The organism is Bacillus sonorensis NBRC 101234 = KCTC 13918 (assembly GCF_001592005.1).
Lineage (GTDB): Bacteria > Bacillota > Bacilli > Bacillales > Bacillaceae > Bacillus > Bacillus sonorensis.
In genome coordinates this window covers 387,760-401,998 of sequence record NZ_BCVZ01000002.1, presented here as the reverse complement: position 1 = coordinate 401,998, position 14,239 = coordinate 387,760, and the positions used below count along the sequence as shown (strand labels likewise).

At 42.5% G+C, this 14,239-nt stretch carries 20 protein-coding genes and 3 pseudogenes; 16 read left to right on the top strand and 7 right to left on the bottom strand.

What is annotated here, in order from left to right:
• Positions 1-15 precede the first annotated feature (15 nt).
• Positions 16-429: a YrvL family regulatory protein gene (locus tag BTR1S_RS04700; protein WP_006638572.1), complete on the bottom strand. Its 414-nt coding sequence runs from the start codon at positions 427-429 to the stop codon at positions 16-18.
• Between the two features lie 163 nt (positions 430-592).
• On the opposite strand from BTR1S_RS04700, the pseudogene BTR1S_RS23550 reads away from it, so the two are divergent.
• Positions 593-1,421, top strand: a pseudogene (locus BTR1S_RS23550) (peptidoglycan recognition protein family protein).
• Positions 1,422-1,517: 96 nt separating this feature from the next.
• Here the strand turns inward: BTR1S_RS23550 and BTR1S_RS04690 are convergent.
• The 4 genes from BTR1S_RS04690 to BTR1S_RS04675 form a co-directional block, all read right to left on the bottom strand.
• On the bottom strand, positions 1,518-1,847 hold the full coding sequence (locus BTR1S_RS04690) for a tRNA-binding protein (protein ID WP_006638570.1): 330 nt from the start codon (positions 1,845-1,847) through the stop codon (positions 1,518-1,520).
• A 37-nt stretch (positions 1,848-1,884) separates the two neighbouring features.
• The gene (locus BTR1S_RS04685; RefSeq protein WP_029418634.1) at positions 1,885-2,787 is read right to left on the bottom strand and encodes a DMT family transporter; all 903 of its coding nucleotides are present in this window, start codon (positions 2,785-2,787) and stop codon (positions 1,885-1,887) included.
• 402 nt (positions 2,788-3,189) lie between these two features.
• Complete coding sequence (locus BTR1S_RS04680; protein ID WP_029418633.1) at positions 3,190-3,597, bottom strand: immunity 70 family protein; 408 nt, start codon at positions 3,595-3,597, stop codon at positions 3,190-3,192.
• Between the two features lie 52 nt (positions 3,598-3,649).
• Complete coding sequence (locus BTR1S_RS04675; protein ID WP_029418632.1) at positions 3,650-3,919, bottom strand: hypothetical protein; 270 nt, start codon at positions 3,917-3,919, stop codon at positions 3,650-3,652.
• A 265-nt stretch (positions 3,920-4,184) separates the two neighbouring features.
• Here BTR1S_RS04675 and BTR1S_RS04670 point away from each other — a divergent pair, with 265 nt between their 5' ends.
• Positions 4,185-4,814: a poly-gamma-glutamate hydrolase family protein gene (locus BTR1S_RS04670; protein WP_006638566.1), complete on the top strand. Its 630-nt coding sequence runs from the start codon at positions 4,185-4,187 to the stop codon at positions 4,812-4,814.
• A gap of 20 nt (positions 4,815-4,834) precedes the next feature.
• Here BTR1S_RS04670 and BTR1S_RS04665 read toward each other — a convergent pair whose 3' ends face one another.
• Positions 4,835-5,458, bottom strand: coding sequence for an ImmA/IrrE family metallo-endopeptidase (locus BTR1S_RS04665; RefSeq protein ID WP_411803010.1), 624 nt, complete (start codon positions 5,456-5,458; stop codon positions 4,835-4,837).
• Between the two features lie 152 nt (positions 5,459-5,610).
• Positions 5,611-5,964, bottom strand: coding sequence for an HTH-type transcriptional regulator Xre (gene xre, locus BTR1S_RS04660; RefSeq protein ID WP_006638564.1), 354 nt, complete (start codon positions 5,962-5,964; stop codon positions 5,611-5,613).
• Positions 5,965-6,270: 306 nt separating this feature from the next.
• Between xre and BTR1S_RS23070 the strand changes: the two genes are divergently transcribed.
• From BTR1S_RS23070 to BTR1S_RS04595, 14 genes and pseudogenes are all read left to right on the top strand, one after another.
• The gene (locus BTR1S_RS23070; RefSeq protein WP_029418630.1) at positions 6,271-6,519 is read left to right on the top strand and encodes a hypothetical protein; all 249 of its coding nucleotides are present in this window, start codon (positions 6,271-6,273) and stop codon (positions 6,517-6,519) included.
• A 24-nt stretch (positions 6,520-6,543) separates the two neighbouring features.
• On the top strand, positions 6,544-6,726 hold the full coding sequence (locus BTR1S_RS23765) for a YjzJ family protein (RefSeq protein ID WP_488168112.1): 183 nt from the start codon (positions 6,544-6,546) through the stop codon (positions 6,724-6,726).
• Positions 6,657-6,886, top strand: a pseudogene (locus BTR1S_RS21610) (ATP-binding protein); the annotation flags it as partial. The gene BTR1S_RS23765 and the pseudogene BTR1S_RS21610, both read left to right, overlap by 70 nt.
• A 248-nt stretch (positions 6,887-7,134) precedes the next feature.
• Complete coding sequence (locus BTR1S_RS04650; protein ID WP_029418629.1) at positions 7,135-7,485, top strand: XkdD/Y8K6 family phage-associated protein; 351 nt, start codon at positions 7,135-7,137, stop codon at positions 7,483-7,485.
• Positions 7,482-7,685, top strand: a complete 204-nt coding sequence (locus BTR1S_RS04645) for an XtrA/YqaO family protein (protein ID WP_029418628.1) — start codon at positions 7,482-7,484, stop codon at positions 7,683-7,685. Before BTR1S_RS04650 ends, BTR1S_RS04645 begins: the two co-directional genes overlap by 4 nt.
• A gap of 111 nt (positions 7,686-7,796) precedes the next feature.
• Positions 7,797-8,300: a sigma-70 family RNA polymerase sigma factor gene (locus tag BTR1S_RS04640; protein WP_029418627.1), complete on the top strand. Its 504-nt coding sequence runs from the start codon at positions 7,797-7,799 to the stop codon at positions 8,298-8,300.
• A 418-nt stretch (positions 8,301-8,718) separates the two neighbouring features.
• Positions 8,719-8,859, top strand: a complete 141-nt coding sequence (locus BTR1S_RS04635; protein ID WP_155910100.1) for a hypothetical protein — start codon at positions 8,719-8,721, stop codon at positions 8,857-8,859.
• 94 nt (positions 8,860-8,953) lie between these two features.
• Positions 8,954-9,301 carry a cell wall-binding protein YqgA gene (yqgA, locus tag BTR1S_RS04630; protein ID WP_006638559.1) on the top strand — a complete coding sequence of 116 codons (348 nt, stop codon included), beginning with the start codon at positions 8,954-8,956 and terminating at the stop codon, positions 9,299-9,301.
• A gap of 246 nt (positions 9,302-9,547) precedes the next feature.
• Positions 9,548-10,367, top strand: a pseudogene (locus BTR1S_RS04625) (glycerophosphodiester phosphodiesterase family protein).
• Positions 10,368-10,420: 53 nt separating this feature from the next.
• Positions 10,421-10,690, top strand: coding sequence for a hemolysin XhlA family protein (locus tag BTR1S_RS04620; RefSeq protein WP_006638557.1), 270 nt, complete (start codon positions 10,421-10,423; stop codon positions 10,688-10,690).
• Positions 10,691-10,704: 14 nt separating this feature from the next.
• Entirely contained in the window at positions 10,705-10,968 is a 264-nt protein-coding gene (locus BTR1S_RS04615) for a phage holin (RefSeq protein ID WP_006638556.1), read from the top strand.
• Between the two features lie 39 nt (positions 10,969-11,007).
• On the top strand, positions 11,008-12,081 hold the full coding sequence (locus BTR1S_RS04610) for a peptidoglycan recognition protein family protein (RefSeq protein WP_029418626.1): 1,074 nt from the start codon (positions 11,008-11,010) through the stop codon (positions 12,079-12,081).
• A 428-nt stretch (positions 12,082-12,509) separates the two neighbouring features.
• Positions 12,510-13,196 carry a GntR family transcriptional regulator gene (locus BTR1S_RS04600; RefSeq protein WP_029418625.1) on the top strand — a complete coding sequence of 229 codons (687 nt, stop codon included), beginning with the start codon at positions 12,510-12,512 and terminating at the stop codon, positions 13,194-13,196.
• 13 nt (positions 13,197-13,209) lie between these two features.
• Entirely contained in the window at positions 13,210-14,226 is a 1,017-nt protein-coding gene (locus tag BTR1S_RS04595) for a zinc-binding alcohol dehydrogenase family protein (RefSeq protein ID WP_029418624.1), read from the top strand.
• Positions 14,227-14,239 lie beyond the last annotated feature (13 nt).

Here is a 14,239-nt window from a genome sequence, read left to right as displayed (position 1 = left end):
TTTATCATGCACTTTTTATTCTGCCTCTACGTTTTTCTTTTCTTCAAGATCTTCAAAAGCCTGCTGGATTACGAATAAAAACATACAGGCAAGGAATTCAACATCAAGAGGGATGCTGATGCCTTTTATCACTTCATCGGCAATATGGATCGCAAGCCATGTAAAAAAGCATTCGACCACAAATGTTATAAATTTATGCCCGATCAGCAGGTTGAGAAACTTTTCAGGAATTTCAAATATGAAACCAAGCCCGAAACTTAAAAGAATAAACAACAAAAGAGAACCCGGCGAATCATATGTAACACCGAAAATCGCGAAAAAGCCGGTGACATCAAAAAAATAGCCGCCGATGATGATGGCAAGGGCAAAGATGATCAGCAAAAAGATAAAAGTAACGACAAGCATATGTCCAAGTATATGTTTCATCATTTGGCATTCATTCCTAATCTGGGAGTATACTTCTGATCATAACAAAAAAATATTCAATTGTAATTTACAATCGTAGTAAATATAATCAAACCTTATGAATACTAGGGGGAAAGGGGATATTTTAAAAAACTCTCCCAAAACTTCCCCCAGCTGCTTTTAAAGCTTGGCTAAATGCCTCCATGCCAGTTTTCTAAAAACAAATCTCAACACAATGCAATTGGCGTTGAAATGTGTGTGGAAAGTAACGGCAAGATTCACAGCGTAACTGTTCAAAATGCTGCTGAATTGGTCGCTGGTCTTGCAGACGTTACGGCCTTTCTACAGACAGAATCGTCCGGCATTATGATGTGACAAGCAAAAACTGTCCATCGCCGTGGGTGAGCGATTCCAGCCAGCTTGCTGCCTTCCGGAAGAAAGTTGACAGCCTGCTCGGGAATAAAACTGTATCAAAAACGACGGCACCCACGGCCCAACCGGTCAAATCCACAGGATCGACTATCCTTAAAAAAGGATTGTCCGGCTCAAGTGTAAAGGCGCTCAAAAACGTTTGATTGCCACGGGCTTCTCGCTGCCGAAGTACGGGGCCGATGGCTCTTATGGTGATGAAGCCGTGCAGGCCGTCAAATCCCTTCAAAAGAAAGCCGGGATTATGGCGGACGGCATATACGGACCGGCTACCGAAAAGGCGCTCACGGCCATTGAAGCGAAAAAGAAAAAGCCATCCTCAAGCGGCAATAAATCATCCTACACCCTGCCGTCCGGCATCTATAAAGTCAAAAGTCCGCTCATGAAAGGAACAGCCGTCCGGCAGATTCAGGAGGCTTTAGCTGCACTTTATTTTTATCCGGACAAAGGCGCCGAAAATAACGGGATTGACGGCTATTTTGGGAAGAAAAAGGCGAACGCGGTCAAACGGTTCCAGATGATGAACGCCAGACGGAATCTATGGACCGAAAACGAGAGCAGTCCTTGAAAAGTTGTTAAAGCTATAAATTTTCTTTATTTTTATCTGAAACAATAAAATTTTGTTCTATATCATAAAAAAAGAACACAGATAAATTATATTATCTGTGTTCTAAATGTTTGAGTTATCCTAACCGGTCACCATTTTCCACTTTTTGTTGTGGCTCTATAAGAACAACGCCTTGCTTTGAATATACACCCATTACTAAAACTTCTGAACTGAAATCAGCAACTCTCATAGGGGGAAAGTTAACTACTCCTAATACTTGTTTGCCAATTAAATCATCCAAATCATAACAATCTGTTATTTGAGCACTACTTTGTTTAACACCTATTTCTTCTCCAAAATCAACCCACAGTTTATAAGCTGGTTTTTTTGCTTTAGGGAACGCCTCTGCTCTGATAATTTCTCCAACACGCATATCTAGCTTTTGAAAATCGTCGAAAGTTGCCATAGTATGCCTCCTAAATTTCACATTTGTTTTCCATTATCTATTGAGATATTGAATGGCTTTGTTCTTTTTGGCTATCTTTAATGACAGTTAAGACACCAAAGAGAATTAAAACAGAACCTATCCAAAAGGTTATACTAATCACTTCACCTAGTATTAACCATCCTAATAATGTTCCAACAACAGGTTGGAAGAAAAAGAAAACTCCTCCGCTGGAGGCATTTAGCATTTGTAATCCACGGTTCCATAATAGAAATGCAATAGCTGTCGAAATTACACCCAGATAAATTAATCCTCCCCATATGGTTGGATTAATTAGTTCATTAAATTTTATTTGTGGCAACTTTGGTATGACAAAAGGAGTTAAAACAACAACAGCGATTAAAGTAGCATAGGTTGTGACAACAATTTGCGAATAACCACCAGGTAGACGTTTAATAAGCACGGACATTAACGCCCATGTTAATGCTGCAATAATAAGTGATATTCCACCAAGAGTGCTACTCATATCAATATCGTCAATTCCAACAATGGTAATCACACCTGTAGTTGCTAGAATAACTGAAATCATCTTTTTAATGCTTAAACGTTCTTTAAGGATTAAACTAGCAAACACAACCATAAAAGCTGGTGTTGTAGAAGTTATAATTGCCCCCATTTGGGCCGTAGAAAGCATTGTACCTGTTTCTTGGGTGACAATGGAAATGACATACCCAATAATTGCAATAGCAATTAATATGCCGAAGTGCTGCCCTTTAATTCTCCAGCTTTGTTTAGTCACCAGGCCAATTATGACTAATGCAACAAGTGCCAATAGATATCGCATCCATACAAGTTCTAATGGTGGTATCACTGCCACTACTACTTTAACGACAACGTACATACCTCCCCAGATACATGAAGCTAATATTAAAAATAAAGAACCAATAAGCGTATTTTTCATTTTTGTTCCCTCCATTTTTTAGGCTTGTTTAAGCCTTAACGGAGAGAATTCCAAATAGCACCTTCTCTCCGTTAAGAGCGGGAGAGTGCTGTTGGAACATCATTTTCAAATAAAGGGGCGTAAAACATACTACTCAACTCCTTTAAGAAAAATAAATAATAAATTTAGCATAACAAATATATTTATATATGCAAGATCAGGTCTTTAATTTTAATGGGAAATGATTGATTTTTAAATTGAGTATTCACTTTATTCAGTTATAGAGGCGCTTCTCTGGGTTTCGTCAACAATTTTCGTCCTTTCGTTCATCTTACATGTTTTCACCTCAAATAAAATTATGAACGAATGTTCGCTCGTAGTGTGTATGAGCCGAAGACGAAGGCCTCTTCACAGAGGGCTCATTTATACATTTTGAATTGTCATATCGCATTTATCTTCCTCTGAAGCATCCATTGCTTTGTATAATACTTCAAAAAAAGTTTTGCCGTCACTTGTTGCAAAGTAATTTGATAAATTGGTTACTTTAGGACTTATATTGTTTCCCCAAGGAGGATTTTTTGATAAGTCTTCAATATCCCATATAACCATTTCAGGTGCGAGTTTAGAAAGCTCTGCTTCAATCTCTTTTAAATTCTCTCGTGCTTCCGGAACATCGCTCCATTTTAGCTTATTATGGTATAAATCATTCATGAGCAAAGGATGTTTTGTTCCCCAACCATCTTTTTCTAAATGATATGAAATAGTCGAAAAAAACGAATGAACAAAGTCGCCATGTCCAGCTTCATAAAAGAAACAGTCCAACTCATTCATGGTGTCATCTCCTTGAGATGATTATATAGGAACGTTTGTTCTTGTTTCAGGATTAGAAACTGAATTGGGCATCAAGTTCATTTAATCCCTCAGAAGTGTTTTTGTCAGGCCAGAAATCCCACTTAACTCTTACAGAATTGATGTCTTCAGGCTTACTTAACTTTTTGATTGGGAAAAGAACAAAGCCGTCTGTTTTCGCTCCAGACATGATATCCCCATCGAAGTTCTCACTATGAACACTGGCTTTAATTTGCTCTCTTTTGTGAACATCGGTCAGTTGAAATGTCTTTCTTGCTTTTATTATCGATAATGAAATGGACACCTATCATACTTTATCACCTGATTCAAGATCCTGCTTTACGATACTGACTTGATCGATACTAAACTTCACGTTATTCTTATCCACAGACCAACCAACTTTATGGTTTATGGTATCATCTAAATTTTCTTTTTCGTCCCCAATGGCAAAGGGTTTAGGCGATTTTGTCTCGACATTTTAAAAACCAATAATATTATAATTTACAATCGTCTTGAGTCCCGGTAAACTACATGAAAAACAGGACAATCAGGAGAGGGAAAAACGAAGAATGAACAGGGCAGCTGCTGATCAATACGCTAGTTTCAAAGAATTGTCACAAAATGAAATCGAAGGAACTGATTACAGGGTTTTTGCACAAGCTGCAGGGAACAGCCTGCTCGTCATGTCTCCTCATGGAGGGGGGATTGAACCTGGAATCAGCGAGATTGTCAAAGCTTTTGCCGGTGGTTATTCCGTTTATTTGCTTGAAGGGATTAAATTGCGCGGGAATCATGTGCTTCATGTGACAAGCGACCATTTTGACGACCCGCGTGCCATAGAGATGGCTGCGGGACATGAATATGTTTTGGCTTTTCACGGCTATTATGAGCTTTCGCATTGTCGAACATTAGTTGGGGGAACAGATCGAAAACGCGCAGAGGTATTCGTCGATTCGCTGAGGAGGCACGGCTTTTCAGCCGAATTATTGGAAAAAAGCGCACGTCTTTCGGGTACATCCCCGAAAAGCATCAACAATCGATGCAGAACAGGACTAAGCGTGCAATTTGAAATCAGCACCGCCCAGCGAAAGGCGATGTTTGACCGTTTCAGCAGAAAGGGGAGGGACGCTTCTAAAAATGAAGTCTTCGATCGATATATAAAAGCAGTCAAAGAAGGAGCGGCTGACGCTTACGGATGAGCGCAGCCGGCTGTTTTCGGCTATTTTTCCAGAAGGTATTCCGCTTGCTTTTCGGCAGCAATCCACTTTTTTGCTTTTTTTGTGAAAGGGTACTGATGTCGGTTTTTTCTTTTAAAGCGCGTGAATTCATCTGCCTTATCAAACCGGTCAATGGTCCGCTCTGCAGAAGGTTCTGCATCCTCAAGAAGGCTTGTCTTCCATGCTTTGTGGAACTGGATTCCGATTTGCCGCTTTTCAAATAGTTCCATTCGTTTGGCGGCAAACTCTTCTGTCACATTGAAAAGATCGGCGATCATTTTGACCGCATGGCAGCGAAGTTCGGGAAAATCCAATTTCAGAAGCATAAAGGTCGGAACGCAGAAATGATACATGAATTGATTGGCTTGAAACTCCTGCAGTTCGCGGAACATCTTATTCATATTTAATTGGTTTCCCGCATGTTTTAATACATGGCACAGTTCATGGGCAAAATCTTCCCACTGCTTTTCTTTGGAAAGCCTGCTGTTGAGAATGATGCTGTACATGCCGTCATGCTTGATCATCATGCTGTTCACATCTTCATAATGCACCCAAATATTAAGGGAAGAGGCGATCCGCTGCATGTCAATTTGATACGGTTCAGTAAAACCAAACTTAAGGTACATATTTTTTACGTATTCTTCTAGGTGAGATAAATAAAATTCCAATACGAAGACACCCCTTCGAACAAATGTTCTATTTTTCTGGGAAAGAAAAGCCCTTAAAGGGCCCTATACACTCACATAGACTATCATCTGTTATGTTGAATAGAAATTCCTTATTTATCCTGTCTATCCCCGGGTTTCCGCTTTTTCTCTTTTTCCTTTAAATATTGAATAAATTCAATCGCCTGCTGCCTGCTTTCAGGCGAAAACTCCTGCATGTCCCGATATGCGATTTGAAGATCGGGATCTTCAAACCTTTCTTCAAGAGAACGGCCATTCTCTGTCCCCGTTAATAAATAGTCTATCGTCACTTTATAGTAATCAGCCAATTTTTTCAATGTTTCATAATCCGGCTCGCTTCTTCCATTTTCATAATGGGAATAGCGCGCCCTTGAAACGCCGATCTGCTTCGCTACCTCTTCCTGCGTCCGTTTTCCTCTAAGATTTTTCAGTCTGCCGCCAAGCATAGAATGACCTCTCTTCCTCAATTCGGCATTATGTTATTTATTATAGATACAAAATGTATCAAAATAAACATTTGATAAAAAAAGTATCAAAAAAATGTTGATGATAAGAATTGTATCGTATATAATCAAAAATAAACGATACGTATTGTATCATGGATGAGGGAGTGAAGCATTTGCGGAAACGTTTAATTGAAGAACGATCCAAGCGGGGACTGACGCAAAGGCAGGTGGCGAAAGGCTGAATATTTCTGAAGTTATGTTCGAAAAATCGAAAGGGGTACACGAAACTTTGGCAGGGAAACGATAATGAAGTTTGAAACGCTATATTTCGTAGCAGACCGCGAGCTGTTTCCTGATCTTTTTCAGGCAGGTTTTGATAAATTTCGTATCGATGTAAAGAAAGTGCCGGACATGAACATTGAACATCCGTTCATTACCCAAATACGGACATACGGCTATCCACGGGAAGCTTTGCAAAGAAAACGCATGAGAAAGGACCTGTTTTCAAGGGGTATGCATGGCAGAAAGAAGGAAATAGGATGCAGACGATCTTGATTCCATACAGCGGGGCTCGGTTCGATCTGGAGGCTCTGTGAAGCCGGTGCCTTTATCGCATTTGCGAAAAATGGAATGCCTGTCTTGCAATTTGAAAACAAAGGACAATATGAGCGGTATGTAAAGCTTCAGCTGGGAGCGGAAAGCCGAGGGCGACCGAGTCGCGGGTTGAGCAAACCTACTCTGTTATTAATTACCGGTACTTGAACCATAAGCCGATCCTGCTTTTAAGCGAACTTGATGTTGAACAAATCGTCGGCATAGATGAAGCGCTTGGTACGAGACTGTTTGAAATGTGCCAGGATTACCTTGTCACATGAAAGGGAACTCTTTTGACATCAATCATAGACTGGAGGGAATGGTCTGATGTGCCGTTTGTGCAAAGGACACAATTCCGTTTATCAGGACATCGGCTGGGGGGCGTTTTTCAGCTCCTGCCCGAAAGCAAAGCGGAGATCTAACGGAGACAATCAAAGCTGTATTAAAAATGAAAACAAGGGTGAAGCAAAGTGCTTAAATGTCTGAAAGCGATCGTTCTCATTATGCTGATTTCGGCAAAAAGAGACGCACAAATCAAAAGGTGGCATGAAGAAGACGGAAAGTGAGGAAGAAATAATGGGGAAAGAAGCTTTGGCGTACAGCCCGTTACCGTGGCGCGTCGTCAAAACGAATACGGATGTATATATTTATTCCGCGTACAGTGATGTCGAGAAAAAACGTTTTCCATATTCAAATGGAAGATTAATAGCAAAGGTCGGCGATTATACAGCTTTTTCACAGGAAAAAAACGCTTATTTAATCGCTGCCGCCCCCGAGCTGCTGATTGCAGCAAAGCTTTCTCTCGCTTATCTAAACGGAAGGGAGCCGATCGAACCCGGCTCCGTTGAAAGCAAATTGAAGGGCGTTTTACAAAAGGTGATCACCAAAGCGGAAGCATTTGAACATGAAGAGGAGGAGAGCAATTGAAACAGCCAACACCATTAAAAGCGATTCATGGTACAACTGTCGGGAGCCAGATCAAAGAAGGAAAGGTGACAGTGATCGTGCTTGATGGAGTAAACGGTGCGGCATGGCAGACTGATGCGCCTGAGCACGGAAAAACCGTCATTGAAACAAGAAAGGGAGACCTTGCAAGAGTCGAGTTTGAAATCGGCTATAGGTTTTAGTTTAAAACATCATACGTCCAAGACGGAAAGCCTGCGGACACTGATCATAATGCACAGCATGTGCAGCTGATTGGTGTCCTTTTTTATGTTGAAAAACGGAGGATCACAAAAATGGAAGATTTACTTTTTGAATACAAAAGGACATTAAAAGCGACAAGAACATTATATCGGCCTCTTCAGGATGAAGAGTGGCTGACGCCGGAGCAGCTCAAAGATAAAAAACTGATCAGAAGCATGATCGCCGATTTGGAATATGTCGTCGATTGGCTTGAACAAGGGAGAGAACCGGGAATCAGGCGGGCTATAGACAGACGGGATTCCTATAAACGGATGCTGATCAAAGATCCGCGAATCATGGACACGTTTTCTGAGGGAATCCGCTTTGAGCCGGCGCATGAGGTATCGGCGGCTGACAAAGCGCGGATCGAAGCGGCCCTATCCGTCCTGACGGCCCGGGAAAAAGAAATATTCATTTTGCACAAGGTTGAGCGTTTTTCCTACGAACGGATTGCCGCGATGCTCGGCATCAAAAAATCGACTGTACAGACAAATGTGAAGCGTGCGCAAGCGAAAATGGCAAAGCAAATAGAAAAACCCGCCAATCGCCTGGCATAAAAATGATCATTCTTTTGTCATACGTTTGCCACCTATAAGTGAAGAGAGAAAACCGCGTCATCAGCTTCGATGAAAACAGATGTTGACTGTAAAGATACGAATTGAAAAGAGGAGGGGACGACGTACGATGCCAAGAACGAGGGCCATGCAAAGAGATGAGGCATTCCGGCTCTATCGACAATACGAAGGAAATATTACAAATCGTTTCACCAGATGAGCTCGGCGTTTCCAACAAAAAGATCAGCGCCTGGAAAACTCTCGACCGCCGAAGGACGCATTAGAAAATGACAGAGAACAGCGCGAAAGAGATGACGGCTGGACAAGCTCCATTCTTAACGAAGAGTTGAATGAGCGCCCTACGCTGTTTTGTAAAAGTTTCAATGCCGATCCCCACTGCGAGTTTCTTGAAAAGTCAAAAATGGCAAAAGCAATATACGTATTGAAACTGTTTGCAGAGGCGGTTGTTCCTTATGTGTATGTCAAAATTGCAGGTCTTTCCGACGCTCTTGAAGAAACGAGCAATTTGCATTTGGTGCTTTTGCAGTTTCGGAGAAGCTGAAAAATACGTTTTATTAGAGGCGGTTTTCTTACTTTAGATCAGCTATTGCAGGTTTCATTAGAATGCACAAAAACCAAAAAAGGAGAAATGTTTTATGCCTTGTTCAGATTACTATGATACTTATGTTTTAAAGATTTGTACAGATGCTGATTCCTATTCACCGAAAGCAACTTCTATAGACGTTGTTGCAAAATATGGAGGCGGCAGTATTGCGAATTTTAAATATACGCTTTCGGCTGAAGTTTGGAATAAAGATTATTGGGAATCTCGTAAGTTGCTAACAGGAACTTTTAAATTACAGACACCGACAAAAGTGTTTAAAATTTCACAGCTTAAATTGAAGAAAGGAAAAAATAGTGTTCGTATTAAAGGGTATTTTCACGATACCGTTAATGGAGGGAATTTCCAAGTGAAAACACCTGCTTTTATTGTTAAACGATAAGTTTAAATGCCCAGCACCCTCGGCTTAAGCTGAGGGTGTTGTTTTATTGGAATCTAATTAAATAAGCGAAAAAAAAAGGAGAAAAAGTATCCCGGTTTTTTTTTGCCCTGTGACAAACCGTTGGTACTGAAGAAATCAAAAGATCGGCGCTCATTCTATAAAACTGGTGCTTTAAGGATTTATTTAAGAATATTTTCAAAGAGGAAATTTTTGATATTGATAGTAAAGTATGATATTTTTGATCTTATGAAAAACTTTATTTACCTACTCATTATCGCTCTATTCATTTTAATAAGCGGCTGAGAATTCTACAAAATCAGCCCCCGAGGACAGGTACCATCCTTTAATGATTGCCCACAGGGGAGCTTCTTCGTTAGAACCGGAGCATACGCTATTATCCTATCAACGTGCAGTCAAAGATAAAGCGGATGACATCGAGATCGATCTGCGGCAAACGAAAGACGGAAAACTCGTTGCAATACATGATAAGGATGTCGCCAGAACGACAAACGGAAAGGGGAAAGTTCACGATTTAAAGTTATCAGAGCTTAAAAAGCTTGATGCCGGCAAGGGGCAGAAAATATTGACCATCGAAGAGATCATCAAAACATTCGGGAAGTCAACAAACTATTACATTGAAACGAGAGAAGACGAAAACGGGCAATTGGTCATGGAAAAACAGCTGGCTGATATTCTTGAAAAGAATGATTTAATTGCGGAAAACAAAGTCGTTGTAGAATCGTTCAGCGAAAAAAGCTTGCGGAAAATACGTTCAATCAACAAGGACATTCCGTTGACCCGTCTCCTGCGCGATGACGAAGTCAGCCGTTTAACACCTGATTCGTTAAGAAAAATGAAAACGTACGCCTCCGCAGTCGGACCGAATGCCAAATTGGTCAATGAAGCCATTGTCAAAATGATTCATAAGGAAAACATGCAGATTCATGTGTTTTTTGATGCGGAGAGTGAGAATGGCTTAACAAAGAAAATGCTTCACTCAAAAGTTGATGGATTGTTTACCAATCATCCAGCTTACACTAGGAAACAATTAGACTCGTCTATGTAGACGGGTCTTTATTTTGCCCTCGTTCCTGAGGAGGTGGACAGGAGGAATGCAATATGCCGCAAACGCCGGAATTAGACGTGTTTCAAAAAAGGATCACAGAGCTGAAAGCTGATCAAAAAACGCTCGAGCAGCGCGTCAGTACACTGGAGAGGTCATCTGACCGACACGATCAGCAGATTATGTCGATTAATGAAAAGCTCAACAAAATTGAAGAAAATACAACATGGATTAAGCGCAGCATTACGGGCGCGATCGTCACGGCGGTCAGCACCGGCATCATCAGCGGGGCCATCGCCGTTTTTTATAACCTTTTGCAGAAATAAGGAGGAAAACGCGTATGAAAAGCTTTGACAAAGGCACAGTGGTTCGCACGGCGCTTCTTTTTATTGCATTGGTAAACCAGACGTTGATCATGTTCGGTAAAACAGCCTTGCCGATCAGCGAGGATCAGGTCAACACATTGGCAGATGCCTTATATGTAGCTGGTTCCACGGTGTTTACAATCGTTACGTCTCTTGTCGCCTGGTATAAAAACAATTATGTCACTGACAAAGGAAAGCTGCAAAAAGAGATTTTGCAACAAAAAGGACTGACGAAATGAGGCTGCCGGCAGGGCAGCCTTTTTTCAGGAGTGGTTCAATTGGTTAAGGTTGTGAAAAACTTTGTGAAAGTCAATCAGTACACCCGGCCCGGACTGAAATTGTCGGGAGTGAAAGGCATCGTCATGCACTGGACGGCAACACCCGGGGCGTCCGCATTAAATGAAAGGAATTACTTCAACAGTACTTGCATTGCCGATGAACGCCACGCTTCGGCTCATTATTTTGTCGATCGGAGCGAAGTGCAGCAGATCATTCCGGAGGATGAAGTCGCCTGCCATGCGCATGACGGGAACCGCTGCTATGTAAGCTTCCTAAAGCCGAATGCCAACACGGCGGCAATCGGCGTCGAAATGTGCGTCGAAAAAGACGGTAAAATTCACAGCGAAACCGTTCAGAACACTGCCGAACTAGTCGCGGATTTGTGCAAGCGCTACGGGCTTTTGACTGACAACATCGTCCGCCACTATGATGTGACGAACAAAAACTGTCCGGCGCCATGGGTAAGCGATTCAAGCCAGCTTGCGGCATTCAGAAAAAAAGTCGGCACCCTCCTGGGGAACCAAACGGCAGCGAACACAACGGCGGCAACGAGTCAATCGTGCAAATCGACAGGGACGATTCTGAAAAAAGGCTCGTCAGGCTCAAGCGTAAAGGCTCTGCAAAAACGGCTGATTGCCGCAGGCTTCCCTTTGCCGAAGTCCGGTGCCGACGGCTCTTTCGGAAATGAAACCGCACAGGCGGTGATGTCTCTTCAAAAACAAGCCGGGATCACGGCCGACGGCATTTACGGCCCCGCCACCGAAAAAGCGCTGGCTGCCGTCGCCTCAAAGAAAAAGTCATCTTCAACCAGCAAGACATCTTATACACTGCCCTCCGGCATCTATAAAGTCAAAAGCCCGCTGATGAAAGGGACGGCCGTCCGGGAAATTCAAGAGGCGCTCGCGGCTCTTTATTTTTACCCGGATAAGGGAGCAAAAAACAACGGCATTGACGGATATTACGGACCGAAAACGGCGGATGCGGTGAAACGGTTTCAGATGATGAACGGATTGGCTGCCGACGGTATTTATGGACCGAGGACAAAGGCGAAAATTGAATTGTTATTAAAATAAACAGGCTCTCTGTCATGAGAGCCTGCGGGTATCGAATTGTCCAGGAACTTTTCATAAATAAATCGCAAATAAACCTGCCAAAACAGCCGTCATAAAGTAATCGTCCCCATCCATTTTCGTACCGTTTTTAACGAGAACATTCATTGCCCAATTCATTTTTGTGCCTTCAGCTGTCTTTTTAACAAGATTTTTTCCAATGTTATAATACATAACCTTAAATATAGAAAATCCAACTGAACAGAAAAAATAGAGTAAGACAAACTTACCGAAAAAAATAAGCATTGTGTGCTGGTCACTCCCACAACAATAGTTTGCCAACATCAAAATTTTAACATATGAAGTTCGCCTTTTTATTTTTGAACTTTCAAAAAACAGCTACCGTACTACCATACAAGTATGGTAGTATAAGAAAGAAGGGAGGTGGGATCATGAACATCACTCACTCAAGCGTACGGTCTACAAGGGATCAGGTTTATTATTTGCTTAAGGAAGAGATTATGAAATTTCGGCTCATACCGGGAAGCCACATTTCTGAAAAAGAAATTTCCGAAAAATATGAGGTGAGCAGAACGCCGGTCAGGGAAGCTTTTCTTCAGCTGTCAAAAGAAGGGCTGCTTGAAATTTATCCTCAAAAAGGAACGCGGGTATCGCTGATCGACCTTGATTTGGTGGAGGAAGCGAGATTTATGAGGGAAAACCTTGAAAAGGCGGTTGCCGAATTAGCGTGCCGAGATTTCCCGGGGCAAACGATGATCGAGCTTGAGCAAAATGTGAAGATGCAGGAGATGTCGATCGATCAGAAAAATTATGAGAGTCTGTTTGATTTGGATGAAGCGTTTCACAAAATGATTTTTGAAGGATGCCGCAAAGCGAATATTTGGTCAGCGATCGAGCAAATGAACGTACCGTTTAGGAGAATCCGCTTTTTAAGACTTGCTGCAGATTTTAACTGGGACACGATTTATGAGCAGCACGCGGCCCTCATCAAAGCGATCAAAGCACAACAGCCGTCAGAAGCCCGCCGGATTGCTGAAGAGCATTTAAAGCTGGTCATTGTGGATAAGGAGATGCTGATCGAAGAATTTCCCGGTTATTTTAAAAAGAAAGCGCTTTAAAAGGAGGGGCTGCATGAAAGCAGCGGTAATGACAAAGCCCTTTTCGATTGTTTTTCAAGACCTGCCCCGTCCCGAGCCCGGCGGCCATGAAGTTCTTGTGAAAGTCAAGGCCGCCGGTATTTGCGGAAGCGATGTGCATTTTTACGACGGCTCAAACCCTTATGCACAATATCCGCAAATCTTTGGACATGAGCTGTCCGGCATCATTGAAAAAACCGGGGCTCAGGTGAAGGGCAGATCGCCTGGGGAACGGGTCGTGATTGAACCTGCCATTCCGTGCGGAAGCTGCTATCCCTGCCGAAAAGGGAGAACGAATGCCTGTGTGAACATTGATATGATCGGGTCAGTGCGCAGAGGGGGATTTGCGGATTATATCACCGTCCCGGAAACGCATGTTCATCCCATTCCGGAACAGATGGATTTTGCGACGGGCGCTTTATGCGAGCCGTTTGCGATTGGTGCCCAAGCGATCACGCGCGCAAACATTCATAGCGGTGAAACGGTTGTCATATTGGGGATGGGTCCGATAGGATTAACGATTTTGGGACAGATTAAAAAACGGTTTCAAGCGGTTGTGATCGCCGTTGATCCAGTACGCGAACGTCTGGAGCTGGCGAAATCATTCGGCGCTGATACGGTTATTCATCCACATGAAGAAAATGCGGAACACACTGTTTCCAAGCTGACGAATGGGGAAGGCGCCGGCATTGTCATCGAAGCGGCAGGAATTCCCGCGACCATCGAACAATCCATATATTTAGCTGCTGCGGGCGGGAGAATTGTCATTGTCGGCTTAACAGGAGAACATGTGACGGTCCCTGGCCTCCTTCTGACAAAGAAAGATATTGAAATACACGGAACAAAGCACAGCGTCAATCAATTTCCGGATGTCATTCGATTTTTGCATAGGAATCCGCAGCTGGCCGAATCTTTCATCACTGAAATCATGCCGTTTACGAAAATCGAAGAGGCGCTGAAAAAAGCGAAGAACCATCCCGATCAGGTGACAAAAATCATATTATCTTATTGAACTGGAGGGGCAA